The sequence below is a fragment of the Blastococcus sp. SYSU DS0619 genome (assembly GCF_054051035.1).
In genome coordinates this window covers 260,233-276,775 of sequence record NZ_JBJHAM010000002.1, presented here as the reverse complement: position 1 = coordinate 276,775, position 16,543 = coordinate 260,233, and the positions used below count along the sequence as shown (strand labels likewise).

The window sequence follows — 16,543 nt, the reverse complement described above, 5'->3', positions numbered from 1 at the left end:
GTGAGCCTCCGCCTCTTCGACACCGCAGCCCGTGCGGTCCGGGACTTCGTCCCCCTGCGTCCGGGAGAGGCGTCGGTCTACGTCTGCGGGCTCACCGTCCAGGGCCCGCCCCACGTGGGCCACGTGCGCGCCGCCCTCGCCTTCGACGTGCTGCGCCGCTGGCTGACCGCGCAGGGGCTCGACGTCACCTACGTCCGCAACGTCACCGACATCGACGACAAGATCCTGGCGAAGGCCGACGCGAACGGTGTCCCGTGGTGGGCCTGGGCCTACGAGAACGAGCGCGCCTGCACCCGCGCCTACGACGTCCTCGGTGTCCTGCCGCCCACCTACGAACCGCGGGCGACCGGGCACATCACCGACATGGTGGAGCTGATGGCCCGCCTGATCGAGCGCGGGCACGCCTACGCGGTCGACGGCGACGTCTACTTCGACGTCCGGTCCTTCCCCGAGTACGGCGCGCTGACCGGGCAGAAGCTCGGCGACCTGCAGCCCGCGGCCGACACCGAGACCGACGAGCGCAAGCGGGATCCGCGCGACTTCGCGCTGTGGAAGGCCGCCAAGCCCGGTGAGCCGGAGACCGCCTCCTGGCCGACGCCCTGGGGTCGCGGCCGGCCCGGCTGGCACCTCGAGTGCTCGGCGATGGCCGAGCGCTACCTCGGGGCCGACTTCGACATCCACGGCGGCGGTCTGGACCTGCGCTTCCCGCACCACGAGAACGAGCAGGCGCAGTCCCGCGCCGCCGGTGACGGTTTCGCGCAGTACTGGCTGCACAACGGCTGGGTGACCCTCGGCGGCGAGAAGATGAGCAAGTCGCTCGGCAACACCGCCCTGGTCGACGAGGTCGTGCAGCGGGTCCGGCCGGTCGAGCTGCGCTACTACCTGGTGGCGCCGCACTACCGCTCCACCATCGAGTTCACCGACTCGGCGCTGGAGGAGGCCGCGGCGGCCTACCGGCGGATCGAGTCGTTCGTGAAGCGCGCCGCCGAGCGGGTCGGCGCCGACGCCGGGGCGCCGGTCCTCTGCGCCGACTTCAGCGTCGCGCTCGACGACGACCTCGGCACCCCCGCCGCCGTGGCCGCGATCCACGAGACGGTGCGCGAGGGCAACACGGCGCTCGCCGACGGGAACGACGCCGCGGTCGCCGGCACGCTGGGTTCGGTGCGCGCCATGCTGGGCGTGCTGGGCCTGGACCCGATGGACCCGCACTGGGCCGCCACCGGCTCCGGTGACCAGCAGCTGGTCCGGGCGACCGACGGCCTGGTCGGACTCGCCCTCGAGCAGCGTCAGGCCGCTCGGGCACGCAAGGACTTCGCGGCGGCGGACGCGATCCGCGACCAGCTCGCCGCCCTCGGCGTCACCGTCGAGGACACCCCCCAGGGACCCCGATGGGAGCTGACCCACTGATGGCCGGCAACAGCCAGCGCCGCGGACGCAGCGACGGGGCGGGCAAGAAGCGCGCCACCGCCGGCACCGGCGGCAAGAACCGCCGCTCCCTCGCCGGCCGGGGTGCCACCCCGCCGGCCGAGGCGCGGCCCGGCCACCCGGCCCAGCGCCGCGCAGCCGCCGAGCAACGGCAGCGGGCCGACCGGGCCCGTGCGCGCGCGAAGGCCGAGGAGCAGCCGGAGCTGCTGCTCGGCCGGAACCCCGTCGTCGAGGCGCTGAGAGCCAAGATCCCGGCGAACGCGCTGTACGTCGTGACCGGCGACAACCAGCGCGGTACCGACGAGCGGATCGCCGAGGCGCTGGCGCTGGCCGCCGAGCGGGGGCTGCCGCTCATGGAGGTGGGCAAGGCCGAGTTCGACCGGATGTCGCAGGGCGCGCTGCACCAGGGCATCGGCCTGCAGGTGCCGCCCTACGACTACGCGCACCCCGACGACCTCGTCGACCTGGCCGCCAACTCCGGCCGGCCGCCGCTCCTCGTCGCGCTGGACGGGGTCACCGACCCGCGCAACCTGGGTGCCGTCGTCCGGTCCGCAGCCGCGTTCGACGCGCACGGCGTCGTCGTCCCGCAGCGTCGGGCGGTCGGGATGACCGCGTCCGCCTGGCGCACCAGCGCCGGGGCAGCGGCCCGGATCCCGGTGGCCCGGGCGGTCAACCTGGCGCGCACGCTCGGCTCCTACCAGGACGCCGGACTGATGACCGTGGGCCTGGCCGGCGACGGCGACGTCGGCCTGCACGAGTTCGACGGTTTCGCCGACCCGGTCGCGCTGGTCGTCGGCGCCGAGGGCACCGGGCTGTCGCGGCTGGTGCGGGAGAAGTGCGACGTCGTCGTGCGCATCCCGATCGACCGCGACACCGAGTCCCTCAACGTCAGCGTCGCCGCCGGCATCGCCTTGTACGCGGCCGCAGCAGCGCGCCGCTGATCGCGACTCGGCCGGTAGTCGACCGGGCTCAGCCCAGCAGCTGGGCGACCGTGTAGATCACCAGGCCGGCGAGGCCGCCGACGACGGTGCCGTTGACCCGGATCCACTGCAGGTCGCGGCCCACCTGGAGCTCGATCCGGCGGCTGGTCTCGTCGGTGTCCCAGCGGGCGACGGTGCTGCTGACCAGCTCGGCCAGGTCACCGGAGAACCGCTCGACCAGGTAGCCCGCGACGCCGTGCGCGTGCCGCTGCACCAGCTCGCGCACGGTCGGGTCGGTGCGGAGCATCGTGGCGCCGTCGAGGATCAGCGCGGTGAGCCGGGTCCGCAGCTCGGAGTCGGGATCGGCGGCGGCCACGAGCACCGCGTTCTTGGCGTTGGTCCACAGCGAGCCGGACCAGGTGCGGACGGCGGGGTGCTCGAGGACCTCCTGCTTCAGCTCCTCGACGCGGGCGGCGGTGTCGGGATCGGTCCGCAGCGCGTGGACGTAGGCGCGCAGTCGGGCGTCGTAGGACCGCCGCAGCTCGTGCCGCGGGTCGGCGCCGACCTCGTCGAAGAAGCCCTGGAGACCGGCGAAGACCCGGTCGAAGACGCGGTCGTCGACCCAGTCGGGCACCCAGGCGGGGGAGGCGTCGCCCAGCTGGGCCCGGAACACCAGCCGGTTCTCGTGCAGGAAGCGGGCCATCAGGCGCAGCGCCGCCGAGAGGACCTCCTGGTGCCGGTCGCCGTCGACGACCAGCTCCAGGACCCGGGCCAGGGCCGGCGCTGCCGGGGTCTCGTGCAGCTTGCGGTCCACCAGGGCGGCGACCGCCGGCTCGAGGTCCTCGTCCCGCAGGAGCTCGGTCAGCGCCGTGACGGCGGCGGCGGCGTCCCCGGCCAGCCGTTCCGGCCGTCCGGGTGCGCCGAGGAACTCACCCAGGCGCCCGGGGACGTCGACCGTGGTGAGCTTCTCCTCGACCACGGCGCGGGTCAGGAAGTTCTCCTGCACGAAGGCGCCCAGGCTCTCGCCGATCTGGTCCTTCTTGCGCGGGATGATCGCGGTGTGCGGGATCGGCAGCCGCAGCGGGTGCCGGAACAGCGCGGTGACGGCGAACCAGTCGGCGAGCGCGCCGACCATGGAGGCCTCCGCGGTCGCCCGGACGTAGCCGATCCAGGCGCCGGCGTCCTCGCCGACCAGCACGCACGCCAGGAAGACCGCGGCGGCGAGCAGGAACAACCCGGTCGCCAACCGCTTCATCCGGGCCAGGTCGCGGGCCCGCGCCGGGTCGTCCAGCGACTCGGCGAGGGGCGCGGTCAGTCGGGGAGCGGCCACCCGGCCCAGCCTAGGGACCGGGCTCCGGGTGGCCGCCCGGGGATCAGCTGGTCTGGCCCAGGGTGACGTCGACGGTGCGGGTCTCCAGGCCGCGGCGCACGGTCAGCTCGACCGTCTCGCCGGGCGTCCGGCTGCGGATCGCCGCGGTCAGCTCCGTGGACGTGGTGATCGGGCGGTCGCCGACGGCGGTGACGACGTCACCGGCCTGCAGCCCGGCCTCCTCGGCCGCGCTGCCCGGCTCGACGGTGACCACCTCCGCGCCCGTGCCGACCTCGCGGTTCTGGTCGTCGGCGGCGGTGCTCGCGGTCACCCCCAGGAACGCGCGGCTCGCGGTCCCGGTCTGGATGATCTCCTGGGCGACGCGCTGGGCGGTGTTGCCGGGGATGGCGAAGCCGACGCCGATGTTGCCGCTCTGCGACTGCGACCCGGGGGCGCTGGAGGCGACGGTGGCGATGGCGGTGTTGATGCCGATGACCTCGCCGGCGCCGTCGACCAGCGCGCCGCCGGAGTTGCCGGGGTTGATCGCGGCATCGGTCTGGATGGCGTCGAGCACGGTGGCGTCGAGCACGGTGGCGTCGTCCTGCGTGGACCCGGTGGCCACGGCCCGCCCGGTCGCGCTGATGATGCCGTCGGTCACCGTGTTCGACAGGCCCAGCGGGGCGCCGATGGCGACGGCGATGTCGCCGACCTGCACCTCGTCGGAGTCGGCGAAGGTCGCCGGGACGAGGTCGTCGGCGCCCTCCAGCCGCAGCACGGCGAGGTCGAAGGAGGAGTCGGTGCCGACGATCTCGGCGTCGTAGAGGGTGCCGTCGGCCGTGCGCACCTGCACCGTGCCGGAGCCCGCGCCGTCGGCGGCGACGACGTGGTTGTTGGTGATCACGTAGCCGTCGGCGGTCAGGACGACGCCGGACCCGCTGCCCGCGCTGGTGGCCGTGGTCACGTAGACGGTCACGACGCTGGGGGCGGCCTTCGCCGCGGCGGCCGTGGCCGTGGTCGCCCGCTCCGGGTTCTCGATGGTCACGCTCTGGGCGGAGGCCGAGGCACCGGTCGTGCCGACCGGCTCGTCGAGCAGCGCGGTGACGCCCGCGCCGGCGCCGCCGCCGATGAGGGCGCCGGCGACCAGGCCCACGAGCCCGATGCGTAGCCGTCCGCCGCGGCGGGCGGCGGGCTGCTCGGTCGCCGGAGCGGGCGGGGTGGCCGTGGGCAGGCCGCCGTAACCGGGGTAGGTCGGCGGGGTCATCGGCTGGGGCGTCGTCGGCTGCTGCGGTGGCTGCCAGGCGAACTGCTGGCCGGCGCCCGGGTACTGGTGGTCGCTCACGTGTGCGGTCCTCTCCTGGCAGCCGTCCGGCTGCTGCGTCGGTACCTACTGTCCGACCCTCTGCTGGTGCAACGCTGGAGGGAGCCTGTGAGCTTCCTGGGTGCGGTGTTCAGCGGGGGACGGGCAGCAGCCGACCGCGGGCGACCAGCTCGGTGACCGCCCAGACGGCCAGCACCTCGGCGGCCAGCAGCCCGATCAGCACCAGCAGCTGCGCGGCGCCGGCCTCCAGGGGGGTCCCGCCGCCGAGCAGCACGCCGACGAAGGCGCCCGGCAGGGTGACCAGGCCCACGGTGCGCGTCTGGTCCAGCGGCGGCACGAGCGCGGTGCCGGCGACCGGGCGGGCGACCAGGAGGACGGCGTCGCGCGGCAGCAGGCCGATGGCGAGGGCCGCCTCCACCTCGCCGTGCCGCTGGGCCAGCTCCTCCCGCAGCCGCCGGCCGGCCAGGGAGGTGGCGGTCATCGCACCACCGACGAGGATGCCGGCGATCGGGATGACCGCTTCCCCGCGCAGCGGCACGGTGCCGCTGGCCAGGACGAGGGCGACGACGGGGGCGGCGCCGCCGACGACCGGGAGCGCGGTGGCGGCCAGCCGGGGCAGGGCGCCGGGGGAGCGCAGGGGGAGGTCGGTGGTCCGGCCGGCCGCGGTGACGGTCGCGACGGTGACCATGAGCAGCACGAAGGCGGCGGAGAGCCACAGCGAGTCGACGACGACCAGCAGCACCGCGGAGACGACGGCGAGCTGCACCGTGGCCCGCGCCGCGGCGACCAGCACCGCGCGGTCCTCGCCGAGACCCGACATCCGGCCGCTGACTGCGGCCAGCGCGGTCAGGGCGACGAGGACGACGCCGAGGCGCAGGTCGACGTCGACCACGGAGGAACCCACGACCGCCGATCCTGCCGGGTGCCACCGGGGCCCGGCGGAGCGGGTGATCGATTCGCGGTCGCGTGTGCATCGGCGTCCGCAGCGGGGTAGTGGCGCTGGCGACGGCGGGTGCCTCCCGGCGTCAGCCCCGTTCCAGCGCGCCGTGGAGACTGCCCGTGCCTGTCCGTGGTCCCTTCCTCCGGTTCCTGATCGGTCTCGGTCTGGTGTGCGCCGCCGTGGTCGCCGTCGTCGGGGGCATCGCGCTGCGCGGTCCCGGGCTGGTCGCCGTCTGCGTCTCCGGCGCGCTGGCCGGGTGCGTGGCCGCGGGGGTGGCCCGCGAGGACCCCGCGCCCGCGCGTCGCTCCGCCGTCGAGGCCGCCGGCCAGGCCGCGGCCATGACGATCGGCGCCCTGCTCGTCGTCAGCGGCACCGCCGTGCTGGCCGGCGGTGCGCTGGCCCTGCTGCTCGTCGGTGCCGGCGTCGCCGTCTGGGCCGCGGCGCGCTGGGCCCGCGACCGCCGGGAGGCGGCAGCCCGCCCGGCGACCGCGTCCGGCGTCCATGCCGTCGCCGGCGGCTGGGCGCCGCCGTCCCCCGCCGTCACGGGGCTGCCCACCGCGGCGCTGGGCGAGGAGTGGCTGCGCACCGGGACCGCGTTGCAGGGCTCGTTGGCCCCCGCGGCGCGGCAGCGGATCGTCTCCCGGCGTGCCCAGGTGCTCGACGAGCTGGAGCGGCGGGACCCGGCCGGCTTCGCCCGCTGGCTCGCCGCCGGACCCCTGCGCGGCGGGGACCCGGCCGGCTTCGTCCGCAGCGAGCCGCCGCGCGCCGACCCCAGCACCGAGACCGAGGCCGCCTGACCGACCGTCGGCAGGGGCGCCCGGCCGTTGTCCGGCGATGCGGGACGTCTTCCGGGGTGTCCCTATCCTGGTGCCGGGGCCTGGAGCTCATGTCCCGCCGGCGTGGCGCAATTGGTAGCGCACCCGACTTGTAATCGGGCGGTTAGGGGTTCGAGTCCCCTCGTCGGCTCAGTCGAAGCTGCCCGCGCCGTCGCGCCGGTAGCGCCCCAGACGCTCGACCCGCGTGCGCTCGACCCGCTCGGCGCGCACCCGGGCCGCCGTGCCCGGCGGGTAACCGGCCTTGGCGACGCGGTGCTCGATGGTCTCCACCATGTAGGCGAGTGAGAACAGCAGGCCCAGCATCAGGCCGCCGCCCGCGGCGCTGATCCGGTACGCCAGCGGGACCGGCACCAGCAGCAGGCAGACGACGACGACCGGTAGCAGCTGCACGAGCGCCCGCGCCAGGTGCCGCCAGACCCAGGTGCTGCACGTGGTGTCGGCCAGCACCCACGGCGCCAGCTCCCGGGGGAGCCCGCCACCGAGGGCGTACCAGACCCATTGCAGGGGGTTCGGCCGCTGTCTGCGCACGCCCCGACGGTAGGCCGCCGATGCGCCGCCCGACGCCGCGTGGCCCGGGCGTACCGTCCGGCCGTGGACGAGCGTCGCCTGGGGGTGGTCTCCGGGCTCGGCGCCTACGCGCTCTGGGGCGTGTTCCCGCTCTACTTCCCCCTCCTGGAGCCCGCCGGCGGGCTGGAGATCGTCGCGCACCGGGTGCTCTGGTCGCTGCTGTTCGTGGGGCTGCTGCTGACCGTCGTCCGGCGGTGGGGCCACGTGCGTGCGGCGGTGAGCAGCCGGCGCACGGTCCTGGTGCTGGCCGGTGCCGCGGTGCTCATCGCGGTGAACTGGCTGATCTACGTCTACGGCGTCAACTCCGGCCAGGTCGTGGAGACCTCGCTCGGCTACTTCATCAACCCGCTGGTCAGCGTCCTGCTCGGGGTCGTGGTCTTCGCCGAGCGGCTGCGGCCGCTGCAGTGGGTGGCCGTCGGCATCGCCACCGTCGCCGTCGTCGTGCTGACCGTCGACTACGGGCGCCCGCCGTGGATCGCGCTGGGGCTGGCCCTCAGCTTCGGGCTGTACGGCCTCATGAAGAAGGTCGTGCGGGTCGAGGCGGCGCCGGGGCTGTTCCTGGAGACCGTGCTGGTGGCCCTGCCGGCCGGCGTCGTCCTGGCGGTGCTGCACACCGGCGGGAACGGGACCTTCGCCAACGCCGGGGTCGGACACGCCCTGCTGCTGGCCAGCGCAGGCGTGGCGACGGCGGTGCCGCTGCTGCTCTTCGCGGCGGCCGCCCGGCGGATCCCGTTGTCCACCGTGGGCCTGCTGCAGTACCTGACCCCGCTGATGCAGCTGGCCATCGGCGTCTTCGTCTACGACGAGCCGATGCCGCCCGCCCGGCTGGCCGGTTTCGTGATCGTCTGGGTGGCACTGGCGGTCTTCACCGCCGACACCCTGCGACACGCTCGGGCCGGCGCCCGGAGAGCCGGCCAGGACGCCGTGGTCCCCACCCCCTGAGCAGCCGTGGGAGCACGGCGCGGCGCTCGTCCGGAAACGTCGGTGCCCGGCGCTACGGTCGTTCTCGAGCCGCCCGGGGGTCCCCGGGAGGCGGAGCGTGGCAGGAGATGGACCGACATGAGCAGCGACCCAGCCCCCGTGGTCTCCCCGCCCCGGGCCGACGGGTCAGGGGAGGCGACCGCGCAGGTCAGCGGCGCAGGGCTGTCCCGGCGCGAGCACGACATGCTCGGCTTCGAGCGGCAGTGGTGGCGGCGGGCCGGCGCGAAGGAGACGGCGATCCGTGACCTGTTCGGCACGACGCCCACCCGGTACTACCAGGCGCTCAACGCCCTGGTCGACCGCCCCGAGGCCATGGCTGCCGACCCCCTGGTGGTCCGGCGCCTCCGCCGGCTGCGCACGGCGCGACAGCGAACCCGTTCGCCGCAGATCCTGGGCAATGCGAATTACATGGATTAGATTCAGTCACCGTGGGCAGGCACGCGGCGTCAGGCAGTGACGGAGTAGGTCAGGGAAACGCGTCTGCGACCGCCGGGCGGCGCCGGACCGATGCCCCCGACAGCGCCGGGCCCGACAGGGCCGCGCAGCTGAGCGACCACGCCACGGCACCCGGCCGCGAGCGCTCCGGGCGCCGCGACGTCCTGCTGGACACGCCCGCCGGCGACGGCGCCCGTCAGGTCTCGCGCCCCCGGCTCCCGCTGCCCCCGGTGCCGGCCGGTGCCCGCCCGGCCGGCGGTGCCGCCGCGCCCGCCCCCCGCCCGGCAGCCGCCCCCGCGCCGCGCACCAGTGCCGCACCGTTCCGCGCGGTGCCCCACCCCGAGCCACGGGAGGAGATCGCGGCACCGGCCCGCGACGTCCTCGCCCCCGTCGCCGCCGGCGATGCGCTGTCCGGCGGGCCCGCCCGGGCCACCAGCCTGCCCGCGTCCCCGGTCCTGGTCGACGACGACCCCCTGGTCACCACCGGCCCGAGCGGCGGCCTCGGCGGGCGCACCCCCGCCCCGCGCGTCCCGCGCGTGCCCCGGGTCCCGCGCCAGACCGCGCCGTCGGGTGCGCCGCCGTCGTCCTACGGGGACTGGACCAAGCCCTCCCGCACCGAGGGCACCGGCCGGTCGCGCCTCGCCGCGGACGCCGCGGTGGACGTGCTGCGGACGCCCCCGGCCCCGGCCACCACCGCCATCCCGGAGCGCGGCACGACCAGCCGCCGCGAGGGGGCGCCGGAGTTCGACGCCGCGTACGACGACCTCGACGCCGCGTACGGCGACATCGACATCGACGCCGAGGACCGCGTGGCCGGCGCCGCCGTCCACGGGACCGGTCCGGTCAAGGGCGGCCGGGCCGCCTACCGCGCCGAGCGCCAGGCCGCCGACGCCGTCCGCCGCAAGGCGGCCAAGCGCAACGGCACGCCCGAGGTGATCTTCGACGACGAGCCGGAGCGCAAGCCGCGGCGCGTGCTCACGGGCCTGGTGGCCATGGCCGTCGTCGCCGGTGCCGTCCTCGGCGTCTACCAGGTCACCGCGCCCGCGAACGAGGAGCCCGCCGCCCAGTCGGCGCCCGCCCCGGCCAGCGCGCCGGCCGTCGCCGCGCCGACCGCGGCCATCCCGACGCTCTCCCTCGACCCGGTGGCCGTGGAGCCGCCGGTCACCACGCCCGTCCGCGTCCCGGTGACCGTGCTCAACGCGACCAGCGTGACCGGGCTGGCGGGCAAGATCTCCGGGGTCGTCGTCGCCGGTGGCTGGGAGTCGCCCGGCGTGGGCGCCTACCCGGGCACCGATGTCGCCGCCACCACGGTGTTCTTCACCGAGGGCGACGAGCAGCAGCGCCAGGCCGCGCTGCAGCTGATCGACCAGTTCCCCGAGCTGGCCGGCCCCGCACCGCGCTTCTTCGAGGTCACCGACGTCCCGGCGCCCGGCCTGGTCGTCGTCGCCACGGGCAACTGGCAGCCCTGACCCCGATCGCCGCGGGCGCCCGGAACACGCACGGGCGCCCGGCCGTTGGGCGCTCCGTGCGCTCCCTCCGCGGGCTCGTGCGTCCCCGCCCGCGCTGTGCGCGCGCCACGGCCGCCGCCCTGCTCGCCCTCGCCCTGCCCGCCGGCCTGCTGGTCCTCGCGCCCCCGGCGGGCGCCGCCGAGGTGAGCACCGAGGAGGCCCTGGTTCCGTCGGGCTCCGGTGACGACGCCGTCGAGCTCGACACCACGCTGTACCTCCCGGGCACCGACGGTCCGGCTCCCGCGGTCGTGCTGGCGCACGGTTTCGGGGGCAGCAAGCGGTCGGTCGCCGACGACGCCACCGACCTGGCCGAGCGGGGCTACGTCGTCCTGACCTACTCGGCCCGCGGGTTCGGCGCGAGCACCGGCCGGATCGGTCTCAACGACCCGCGCTACGAGATCGCCGACCTCTCCACGCTGCTCGACCTGCTGGCCGAGCGCGAGGAGGTCGAGCTCGACGGCGAGGGTGACCCGCGCGTCGGGGTCGCCGGTGGCTCCTACGGCGGGGCCCTCGCCCTGCTCGGCGCCGCCTACGACGAGCGCATCGACGCCATCGCGCCGCAGATCACCTGGCACTCGCTGACCACCGCGCTGTTCCCGTCGCAGACCGGCGAGACGGCGGCCGACACGGTCGCCGCTGTCCCGCAGACGGAGGAGGCCGGCGTCTACAAGCGGCTGTGGTCGGGGCTGTTCTTCGGCATCGGCTCGTCGGGCGGCCTGCTGGACGCCCTCGGCGGCGGCGGGGGCGCGCCCGGCGCCGCGTCCGGCGCCGCCCTCGGCGCCCTCCCGCCCGCGCTGCTCGAGCAGGCCGCCGACAACCCCGAGGCCGCGGAGCTGCTGCTCACCTGCGGCCGGTTCCGGATCGAGGTGTGCGAGGCGTACCAGACGGCCGCCGCCTCGGGCACGCTCACGCCGGAGGTCGCCGCGGTGCTCGACCGCAGCAGCCCGGCCGGCGTGCTCGACCGCATCGACGCCCCCACGCTGCTGGTCCAGGGCACCCAGGACTCGCTCTTCGGCCTCGGCCAGGCCGACGCCAACGCCCGTGGGATCGCCGCGGCCGGGACGCCGGTGAAGGTCGTCTGGTTCGCCGGCGGCCACGACGCGTCGTCGTCCGACCGGCAGGCGCAGGAGTTGCGCGACCTGGTCGCCGGCTGGTTCGACTGGCACCTGCGGGGCGAGGGCGAGGACCCCGGCACCGGCTTCGAGTTCCCGTCGCCCACCGGGCTCGGCGCCTCGATCGGCAGCGTGCAGGGCGGCGGCCAGACCGTCGTCGCGGAGAACTACCCCGGGCTGGACGGCGCGGAGCCGGCCACCCGCCGGGCGGTCACCGTCGCCGGGCCCGTACAACCGGTCGTCACCCCCGCCGGCGGGACGCCCGCGGCGCTCACCACCGTCCCGGGCCTCGGCGCCCTCACCGCGGCCCTCGGCGGCACCACCGCGGAGCTCCCCGGGCAGTTCGCCGCCTTCGACAGCGAGCCCCTCGACGCCGCGGTCGAGGTCGTCGGCGCGTCGACCGTCGACCTCGCGGTGGCCTCGCCCAGCGGCTCGGCCACCCTGTTCGCCAAGCTCTACGACGTCGGCCCGGACGGCGCCAGCACGCTGCCCGGCGGTCTGGTGGCGCCCCTGGCCCTCACCGGCCTCTCGACCGATCCCACCGTCCCCACCCGGGTGAGCGTCACGCTGCCCGGCATCGTGCACCGCTTCGAGGCCGGCCACACGATGCGGGTGCTGGTGTCCTCCACCGACCAGGCCTACGCCCTCCCCGACGAGGCCGCGGTCTACTCCGTCGGCCTGGCCGGGCCGGGGGCGGTCAACGGGGTGGCCGACGGCACGACCCAGCTGGCGGCGCCGGTGGTGGACGGCCGGAGCGAGTCCACGGGCGGCACCTCGCGCTGGTGGGTGCTGCTCGCCGTCGTCGCCGCCCTCGGTCTGCTCGGCTGGCTGGCCGCCCGCTGGTGGGGCAGCCGCCGCCGTCGGCAGATCTCGCAGGTGGAGCCGGACGGCGAGGACGTCCCGCTGCGGTTCACCGGCGTCACCAAGGCCTACAAGGACGGCTTCGTCGCCGTCCGGGACCTCTCCTTCGAGGTGCGACGCGGTCAGGTGCTCGGACTGCTCGGCCCCAACGGCGCCGGCAAGACGACGTCGCTGCGGATGCTGATGGGGCTGATCCGGCCGACCGAGGGGCGGATCAGCGTGTTCGGCCACGCCGCCGCCCCGGGCGCGCCGGTGCTGTCCCGGCTGGGGTCGTTCGTGGAGGGCACCGGTCTGCAGCCGCACCTGTCCGGCCGCGACAACCTGACGCTCTACTGGGCGGCCACCGGCCGGCCGGCCGAGGACGCGCACATGGACGAGGCCATCCGGGTGGCCGGGCTCGGTGCCGCCATCGACCGGCCGGTGCGCCGGTACAGCCAGGGCATGCGCCAGCGCGTCGCGATCGCCCAGGCGATGCTCGGCCTGCCCGACCTCCTGGTCCTCGACGAGCCGACCAACGGGCTCGACCCGCCGCAGATCCACGCGATGCGCGAGGTGCTGCGCGACTACGCCGCCACCGGCCGCACGGTGATCATCTCCAGCCACCTGCTCAGCGAGATCGAGCAGACCTGCAGCCACGTCGTCGTCATGGCCAAGGGGCAGAAGATCGCGCAGGGCACGGTGGACGAGATCGTCGGCGCCGGCGGTTCGGTGCTGGTCGGCCTGGCCGACGACGCGGACACCGACCGGGCGATCGCCGTCCTCTCCGCCCTGCCGGGGGTCACCGCCGGTCGGACCGACGACGGCCTGGTGGCCGAGCTCGACGGCGCGCGTCGGGCCGACGTGCTGCAGGCGCTCGTGTCTGCGGGCATCGCCGTCGACCAGTTCACGCCGCGGCGACGGCTCGAGGACGCCTTCCTGGCGCTGGTGGGGGAGTCGTGAGAAGGACGCCCGAGCGAGCATCGCAGGGAGCGCTAGCGACCGAGGAGCGGAACGAGGGCGGAGTCGAACCATGGGCATGAGCGCGACCCGGGGAAGCGACACCGAGCACGTGCAGCCGACCGGCGCGGTCGCCGGCTACCGGCCGGAGCGGACGCTGCGGCTGTCGGTGGAGCTGCGCCGGCAGTTCAAGCGCCGGCGCACCCTCGGCGTCTTCGCGCTGATGGTCGCGCTGCCGCTGGTGCTCATCGCGGCACTGCAGCTGGGCGCCAGCGAGGAGGCGGCCGAGAACTCCCGGATCAACCTGGTCGACGTCGCGACGGCGAGCGGGCTGAACTTCACCCTGTTCGTGCTGTTCGCGACCACCGGCTTCTTCCTGGTCGTGGTGTACGCGCTGTTCTTCGGCGACACCGTGGCCGTCGAGGCGCAGTGGGGGTCGCTGCGGTACGCGCTGGCCACGCCGGTGCCGCGGATGCGGTTGCTCCGGCAGAAGTGGCTGGCGGCGCTGGTGCAGTCGGTCGCCGCGCTGCTCACCCTGGCGGCAGTGGCCGTCGTGGCCGGCGGCATCGCGTTCGGCTTCGGCGACATCCAGACGCCGGTCGGGGTCTCGATCGGCCAGGGCGAGGGGATGCTGCGGCTGGCCGGGATGCTCGGCTACCTGGCGGTGCACCTGCTGGTCGTCGGGGCGCTGGCGTTCTGGTTCTCCACGATCACCGATGCGCCGCTGGCCGCCGTCGGTGGCGCGGTTTTCACCATGTTCGTCTTCGCGATCCTCGACCAGGTGGAGCAGCTGGGCTCGATCCGCGACTGGTTCCCGACGGCGGAGGAGTTCGCCTGGACCGACCTGCTGCAGACGCCGGTCGACTCCGGCGACATGTTCCGCGGGGTGATCCAGTCACTGGTCTACATCGCGATCTTCACCGCGCTCGGCTTCCGCCACTTCGCCCGCCGCGACGTCACCAGCTAGAGGCTGGCGCGCACCGCCTGGGCCCAGCCCTCGCCCATGGCGCCGTCGGTCACGGTCGCGTTCGGGACGGCGGCCAGTGCGGCGGCCATCCCGTCGACCGCCCCGCCGTTCGCGGTGATCCACAGCCGGCCCACGGCGGGCGCCATGTCGAGGTCGCTGATGCTGTCGCCGATCGCTACCGCGTCGTCGGGGGACAGGCCCCGGCGCTCCAGGTCCCAGGCGATGGCGGCGCCCTTGGAGATGCCGCGCGGCATCAGGTGGTAGACCCGCGGCGGTGCCGGGTCCGGGTCCAGCCCCATCCACGACGCTGCCGGGATCGCCCCGTTGTCCTTGAGGGTGAGCCAGCCCAGCTCCCGCTCGGCCAGCCACGCGTCGACGGCGAGCGCGTCCACCCGGCCGCGCAGCAGCGCGTCGGTGGAGTGGGTCGCGTGCCAGGGCGCGTGCCACTCCAGCCGGCCGGGGTGCGCGGCCACCAGCTCCTCGACGACGCCGAGCTCGGCCATCACGTCCATGGCCGTGCGCTCGCCGTACCCGGCGGGCAGCTCGCCCCGCAGCCGGTGGGTGTTCCGCCCCGAGCCCCAGCCGATGGTGGCGCCGAGCTCGGCGATCGCGCCGTCGGCGGCGAAGATCCGTGCGGCCTCCACCACCTGCTCGTAGGTCCGCCCGCTGACCAGCACCAGGGCCACCCCGGCGCGGTGCAGATCGAGCAGGGCGCCGGCCGGTCCGTCGGTCAGCTCGCGGCCGGCGGTGTGCCAGAAGGAGCCCCGCGGGCCGACCATGGTGCCGTCGAGATCGGTGTAGACGATGCGCGCTGCCACGCGCACATCCTGTCCCGCGACGGATCCGGTACCACCCGCGGGTACGATGCTGTCCGTTCACTCATCCAGAGGGGCAGAGGGACACGGCCCGATGAAGCCCCGGCAACCGCCGACTGCGCTCGCGCAGCGGGAGGTGCCAATTCCGTCCCGCGCGGCTCGACGGCCCGACGCGGGGAAGATGAGGAGGTAGTCGTCGCATGACTCTCACCGCTCCCGGTTCCGCACAGGCCGACTCGTCCGCCGGTGGCCCGACCCCGCCCTGTCCGGCCCGCGGGCTCGTCTGCCGCAACTGCGGGGCCACCTTCGGCCTCATCGCCGAGCACGCCTGCGCCGAGTGCTTCGGCCCGCTCGAGGTCGATTACGACCCCGAGCTCATGCGCGCGGTCACCCGGGCGCAGATCGAGGCCGGCCCGCAGAACATCTGGCGGTACGTGGCGCTGCTGCCGGTGGGCCAGGACCCCGCCGAGCGCGTCTCCCTGGACCCGGGCATGACCCCGCTGGTGCGTGCCGACCGGCTGGCCGCCGAGCTGGGGCTGACCGGCGGGCTCTGGGTCAAGGACGACTCGGCCAACCCCACCCACTCGTTCAAGGACCGGGTGGTCAGCCTCGCGGCGACCGCCGCCAAGGGCCTGGGCTACACGAAGATCGCCGCGGCCTCGACCGGCAACCTGGCCAACTCCGTGGCCGCGCACGCCGCCCGCGTGGGGCTGCCGTCGTTCGTCTTCATCCCGGCCGACCTGGAGCCCGGGAAGGTCGTGCAGTCGGCCGTCTACGGTCAGACGCTGGTCGCCGTCGACGGCTCCTACGACGACGTAAACCGGCTGACCAGCGAGCTCGCCGAGACCGACGAGTTCGAGGACACCGCCTTCGTCAACCAGAACGTCCGGCCCTACTACGCCGAGGGCTCCAAGACGATGGGCTACGAGATCGCCGAGCAGCTGGGCTGGCGCATCCCGGCGCAGGTGGTCATCCCGATGGCCTCGGGTTCGTTGCTGACGAAGGTGGACAAGGCCTTCCGCGAGCTCACCGCCGCGGGCATCGTCGAGGCCACCGAGTGGACGATCTTCGGCGCCCAGTCGGCCGGCTGCGACCCGATCGCCACCGCGTTCGACAACGGCTGGGACGTCGTGAAGCCGGTGAAGCCGACCGGGATCGCCAAGTCGCTGAACATCGGCAACCCGGCCGACGGCCCCTACGCCCTCGACGCGATCCGCCGCACCGGCGGCGCCGTGGGCCGGGTCGGGGACGACGAGATCGTGCAGGGCATCCGCGACCTCGCCCGCACCACCGGTGTCTTCGCCGAGACCGCGGGCGGGGTGACCGTCGCCGTCCTCCGGCAGCTGGTGGGCGACGGTCGACTGGACCCGGCCAAGGAGACCGTCGTCCTCAACACCGGCGAGGGCCTGAAGACCCTCGACCCGCTGGAGCCGGTCGTGGGCCCGACCCACCGGGTCGAGCCGTCGCTGAAGTCGGTGCGGGCCGCGGGCCTCATCGGCTGACGGCCGGCACGGCCGCCGGTCCGGGTGACACGGTGGTGACGAACCGCCTGCGCAGGGTGGGTGCTGCTGTACCTTCTCGCGCGGTTCCAGTTCCATGTTCGTGCTCGAACG

General features: G+C 75.2%; 14 protein-coding genes, 1 tRNA gene and 1 riboswitch. Of the genes, 10 read left to right on the top strand and 5 right to left on the bottom strand.

The annotated features are described in order from the left end of the window. Together cysS and rlmB are read left to right on the top strand one after the other, a co-directional pair. Entirely contained in the window at positions 1–1,407 is a 1,407-nt protein-coding gene (gene cysS, locus ACI79T_RS03875; RefSeq protein ID WP_456608734.1) for a cysteine--tRNA ligase, read from the top strand. After that, positions 1,389–2,366, top strand: a complete 978-nt coding sequence (rlmB, locus tag ACI79T_RS03870) for a 23S rRNA (guanosine(2251)-2'-O)-methyltransferase RlmB (protein ID WP_456608733.1) — start codon at positions 1,389–1,391, stop codon at positions 2,364–2,366. The genes cysS and rlmB overlap by 19 nt, the downstream gene beginning before the upstream one ends. A gap of 28 nt (positions 2,367–2,394) precedes the next feature. Here the strand turns inward: rlmB and ACI79T_RS03865 are convergent, their stop codons facing one another. The 3 genes from ACI79T_RS03865 to ACI79T_RS03855 all read right to left on the bottom strand — a co-directional run bounded on the left by ACI79T_RS03865 (position 2,395) and on the right by ACI79T_RS03855 (position 5,876). After that, the gene (locus ACI79T_RS03865) at positions 2,395–3,675 is read right to left on the bottom strand and encodes a DUF445 domain-containing protein (RefSeq protein WP_456608732.1); all 1,281 of its coding nucleotides are present in this window, start codon (positions 3,673–3,675) and stop codon (positions 2,395–2,397) included. A gap of 43 nt (positions 3,676–3,718) precedes the next feature. Further along, positions 3,719–4,993, bottom strand: coding sequence for a S1C family serine protease (locus ACI79T_RS03860; RefSeq protein ID WP_456608731.1), 1,275 nt, complete (start codon positions 4,991–4,993; stop codon positions 3,719–3,721). Positions 4,994–5,102: 109 nt separating this feature from the next. Beyond that, entirely contained in the window at positions 5,103–5,876 is a 774-nt protein-coding gene (locus tag ACI79T_RS03855) for an ABC transporter permease (protein WP_456608730.1), read from the bottom strand. Between the two features lie 155 nt (positions 5,877–6,031). On the opposite strand from ACI79T_RS03855, the gene ACI79T_RS03850 reads away from it, so the two are divergent. Next, entirely contained in the window at positions 6,032–6,709 is a 678-nt protein-coding gene (locus tag ACI79T_RS03850) for a hypothetical protein (protein ID WP_456608729.1), read from the top strand. Positions 6,710–6,805: 96 nt separating this feature from the next. Next, a tRNA-Thr gene (locus ACI79T_RS03845) sits at positions 6,806–6,878 on the top strand. Here the strand turns inward: ACI79T_RS03845 and ACI79T_RS03840 are convergent. Then, entirely contained in the window at positions 6,878–7,276 is a 399-nt protein-coding gene (locus ACI79T_RS03840) for a DUF5313 family protein (RefSeq protein ID WP_456608728.1), read from the bottom strand. The genes ACI79T_RS03845 and ACI79T_RS03840 overlap by 1 nt on opposite strands. 63 nt (positions 7,277–7,339) lie before the next feature. Here ACI79T_RS03840 and rarD point away from each other — a divergent pair, with 63 nt between their 5' ends. The 5 genes from rarD (at position 7,340) to ACI79T_RS03815 (ending at position 14,115) form a co-directional block, all read left to right on the top strand. Further along, positions 7,340–8,257: an EamA family transporter RarD gene (gene rarD / locus ACI79T_RS03835; protein ID WP_456608727.1), complete on the top strand. Its 918-nt coding sequence runs from the start codon at positions 7,340–7,342 to the stop codon at positions 8,255–8,257. A gap of 117 nt (positions 8,258–8,374) precedes the next feature. Further along, on the top strand, positions 8,375–8,713 hold the full coding sequence (locus ACI79T_RS03830) for a DUF3263 domain-containing protein (RefSeq protein ID WP_456608726.1): 339 nt from the start codon (positions 8,375–8,377) through the stop codon (positions 8,711–8,713). 347 nt (positions 8,714–9,060) lie between these two features. Next, positions 9,061–10,200 carry a LytR C-terminal domain-containing protein gene (locus ACI79T_RS03825; RefSeq protein WP_456608725.1) on the top strand — a complete coding sequence of 380 codons (1,140 nt, stop codon included), beginning with the start codon at positions 9,061–9,063 and terminating at the stop codon, positions 10,198–10,200. Positions 10,201–10,277: 77 nt separating this feature from the next. After that, a complete protein-coding gene (locus tag ACI79T_RS03820; RefSeq protein ID WP_456608724.1) occupies positions 10,278–13,151 on the top strand; it encodes an alpha/beta fold hydrolase in 2,874 nt (957 codons plus the stop codon). 76 nt (positions 13,152–13,227) lie between these two features. Continuing rightward, entirely contained in the window at positions 13,228–14,115 is an 888-nt protein-coding gene (locus tag ACI79T_RS03815; RefSeq protein WP_456608723.1) for an ABC transporter permease, read from the top strand. Here ACI79T_RS03815 and ACI79T_RS03810 read toward each other — a convergent pair. After that, positions 14,112–14,933, bottom strand: a complete 822-nt coding sequence (locus ACI79T_RS03810) for an HAD family hydrolase (RefSeq protein ID WP_456608722.1) — start codon at positions 14,931–14,933, stop codon at positions 14,112–14,114. The two genes, ACI79T_RS03815 and ACI79T_RS03810, sit on opposite strands and share 4 nt — an antisense overlap. 58 nt (positions 14,934–14,991) lie before the next feature. Beyond that, positions 14,992–15,118, top strand: a riboswitch (SAM riboswitch). 12 nt (positions 15,119–15,130) lie between these two features. On the opposite strand from ACI79T_RS03810, the gene thrC reads away from it, so the two are divergent. Next, the gene (gene thrC, locus ACI79T_RS03805) at positions 15,131–16,432 is read left to right on the top strand and encodes a threonine synthase (RefSeq protein ID WP_456608721.1); all 1,302 of its coding nucleotides are present in this window, start codon (positions 15,131–15,133) and stop codon (positions 16,430–16,432) included. The last annotated feature ends 111 nt before the right edge of the window (positions 16,433–16,543 follow it).

Excerpts from the sequence above, each read along its gene's own strand:
- rlmB (WP_456608733.1), top strand. The coding sequence starts at position 1,389 with ATGGGAGCTGACCCACTGATGGCCGGCAACAGCCAGCGCCGCGGACGC.
- ACI79T_RS03830 (WP_456608726.1), top strand. The coding sequence starts at position 8,375 with ATGAGCAGCGACCCAGCCCCCGTGGTCTCCCCGCCCCGGGCCGACGGG.
- ACI79T_RS03815 (WP_456608723.1), top strand. The coding sequence starts at position 13,228 with ATGAGCGCGACCCGGGGAAGCGACACCGAGCACGTGCAGCCGACCGGC.
- thrC (WP_456608721.1), top strand. The coding sequence starts at position 15,131 with ATGACTCTCACCGCTCCCGGTTCCGCACAGGCCGACTCGTCCGCCGGT.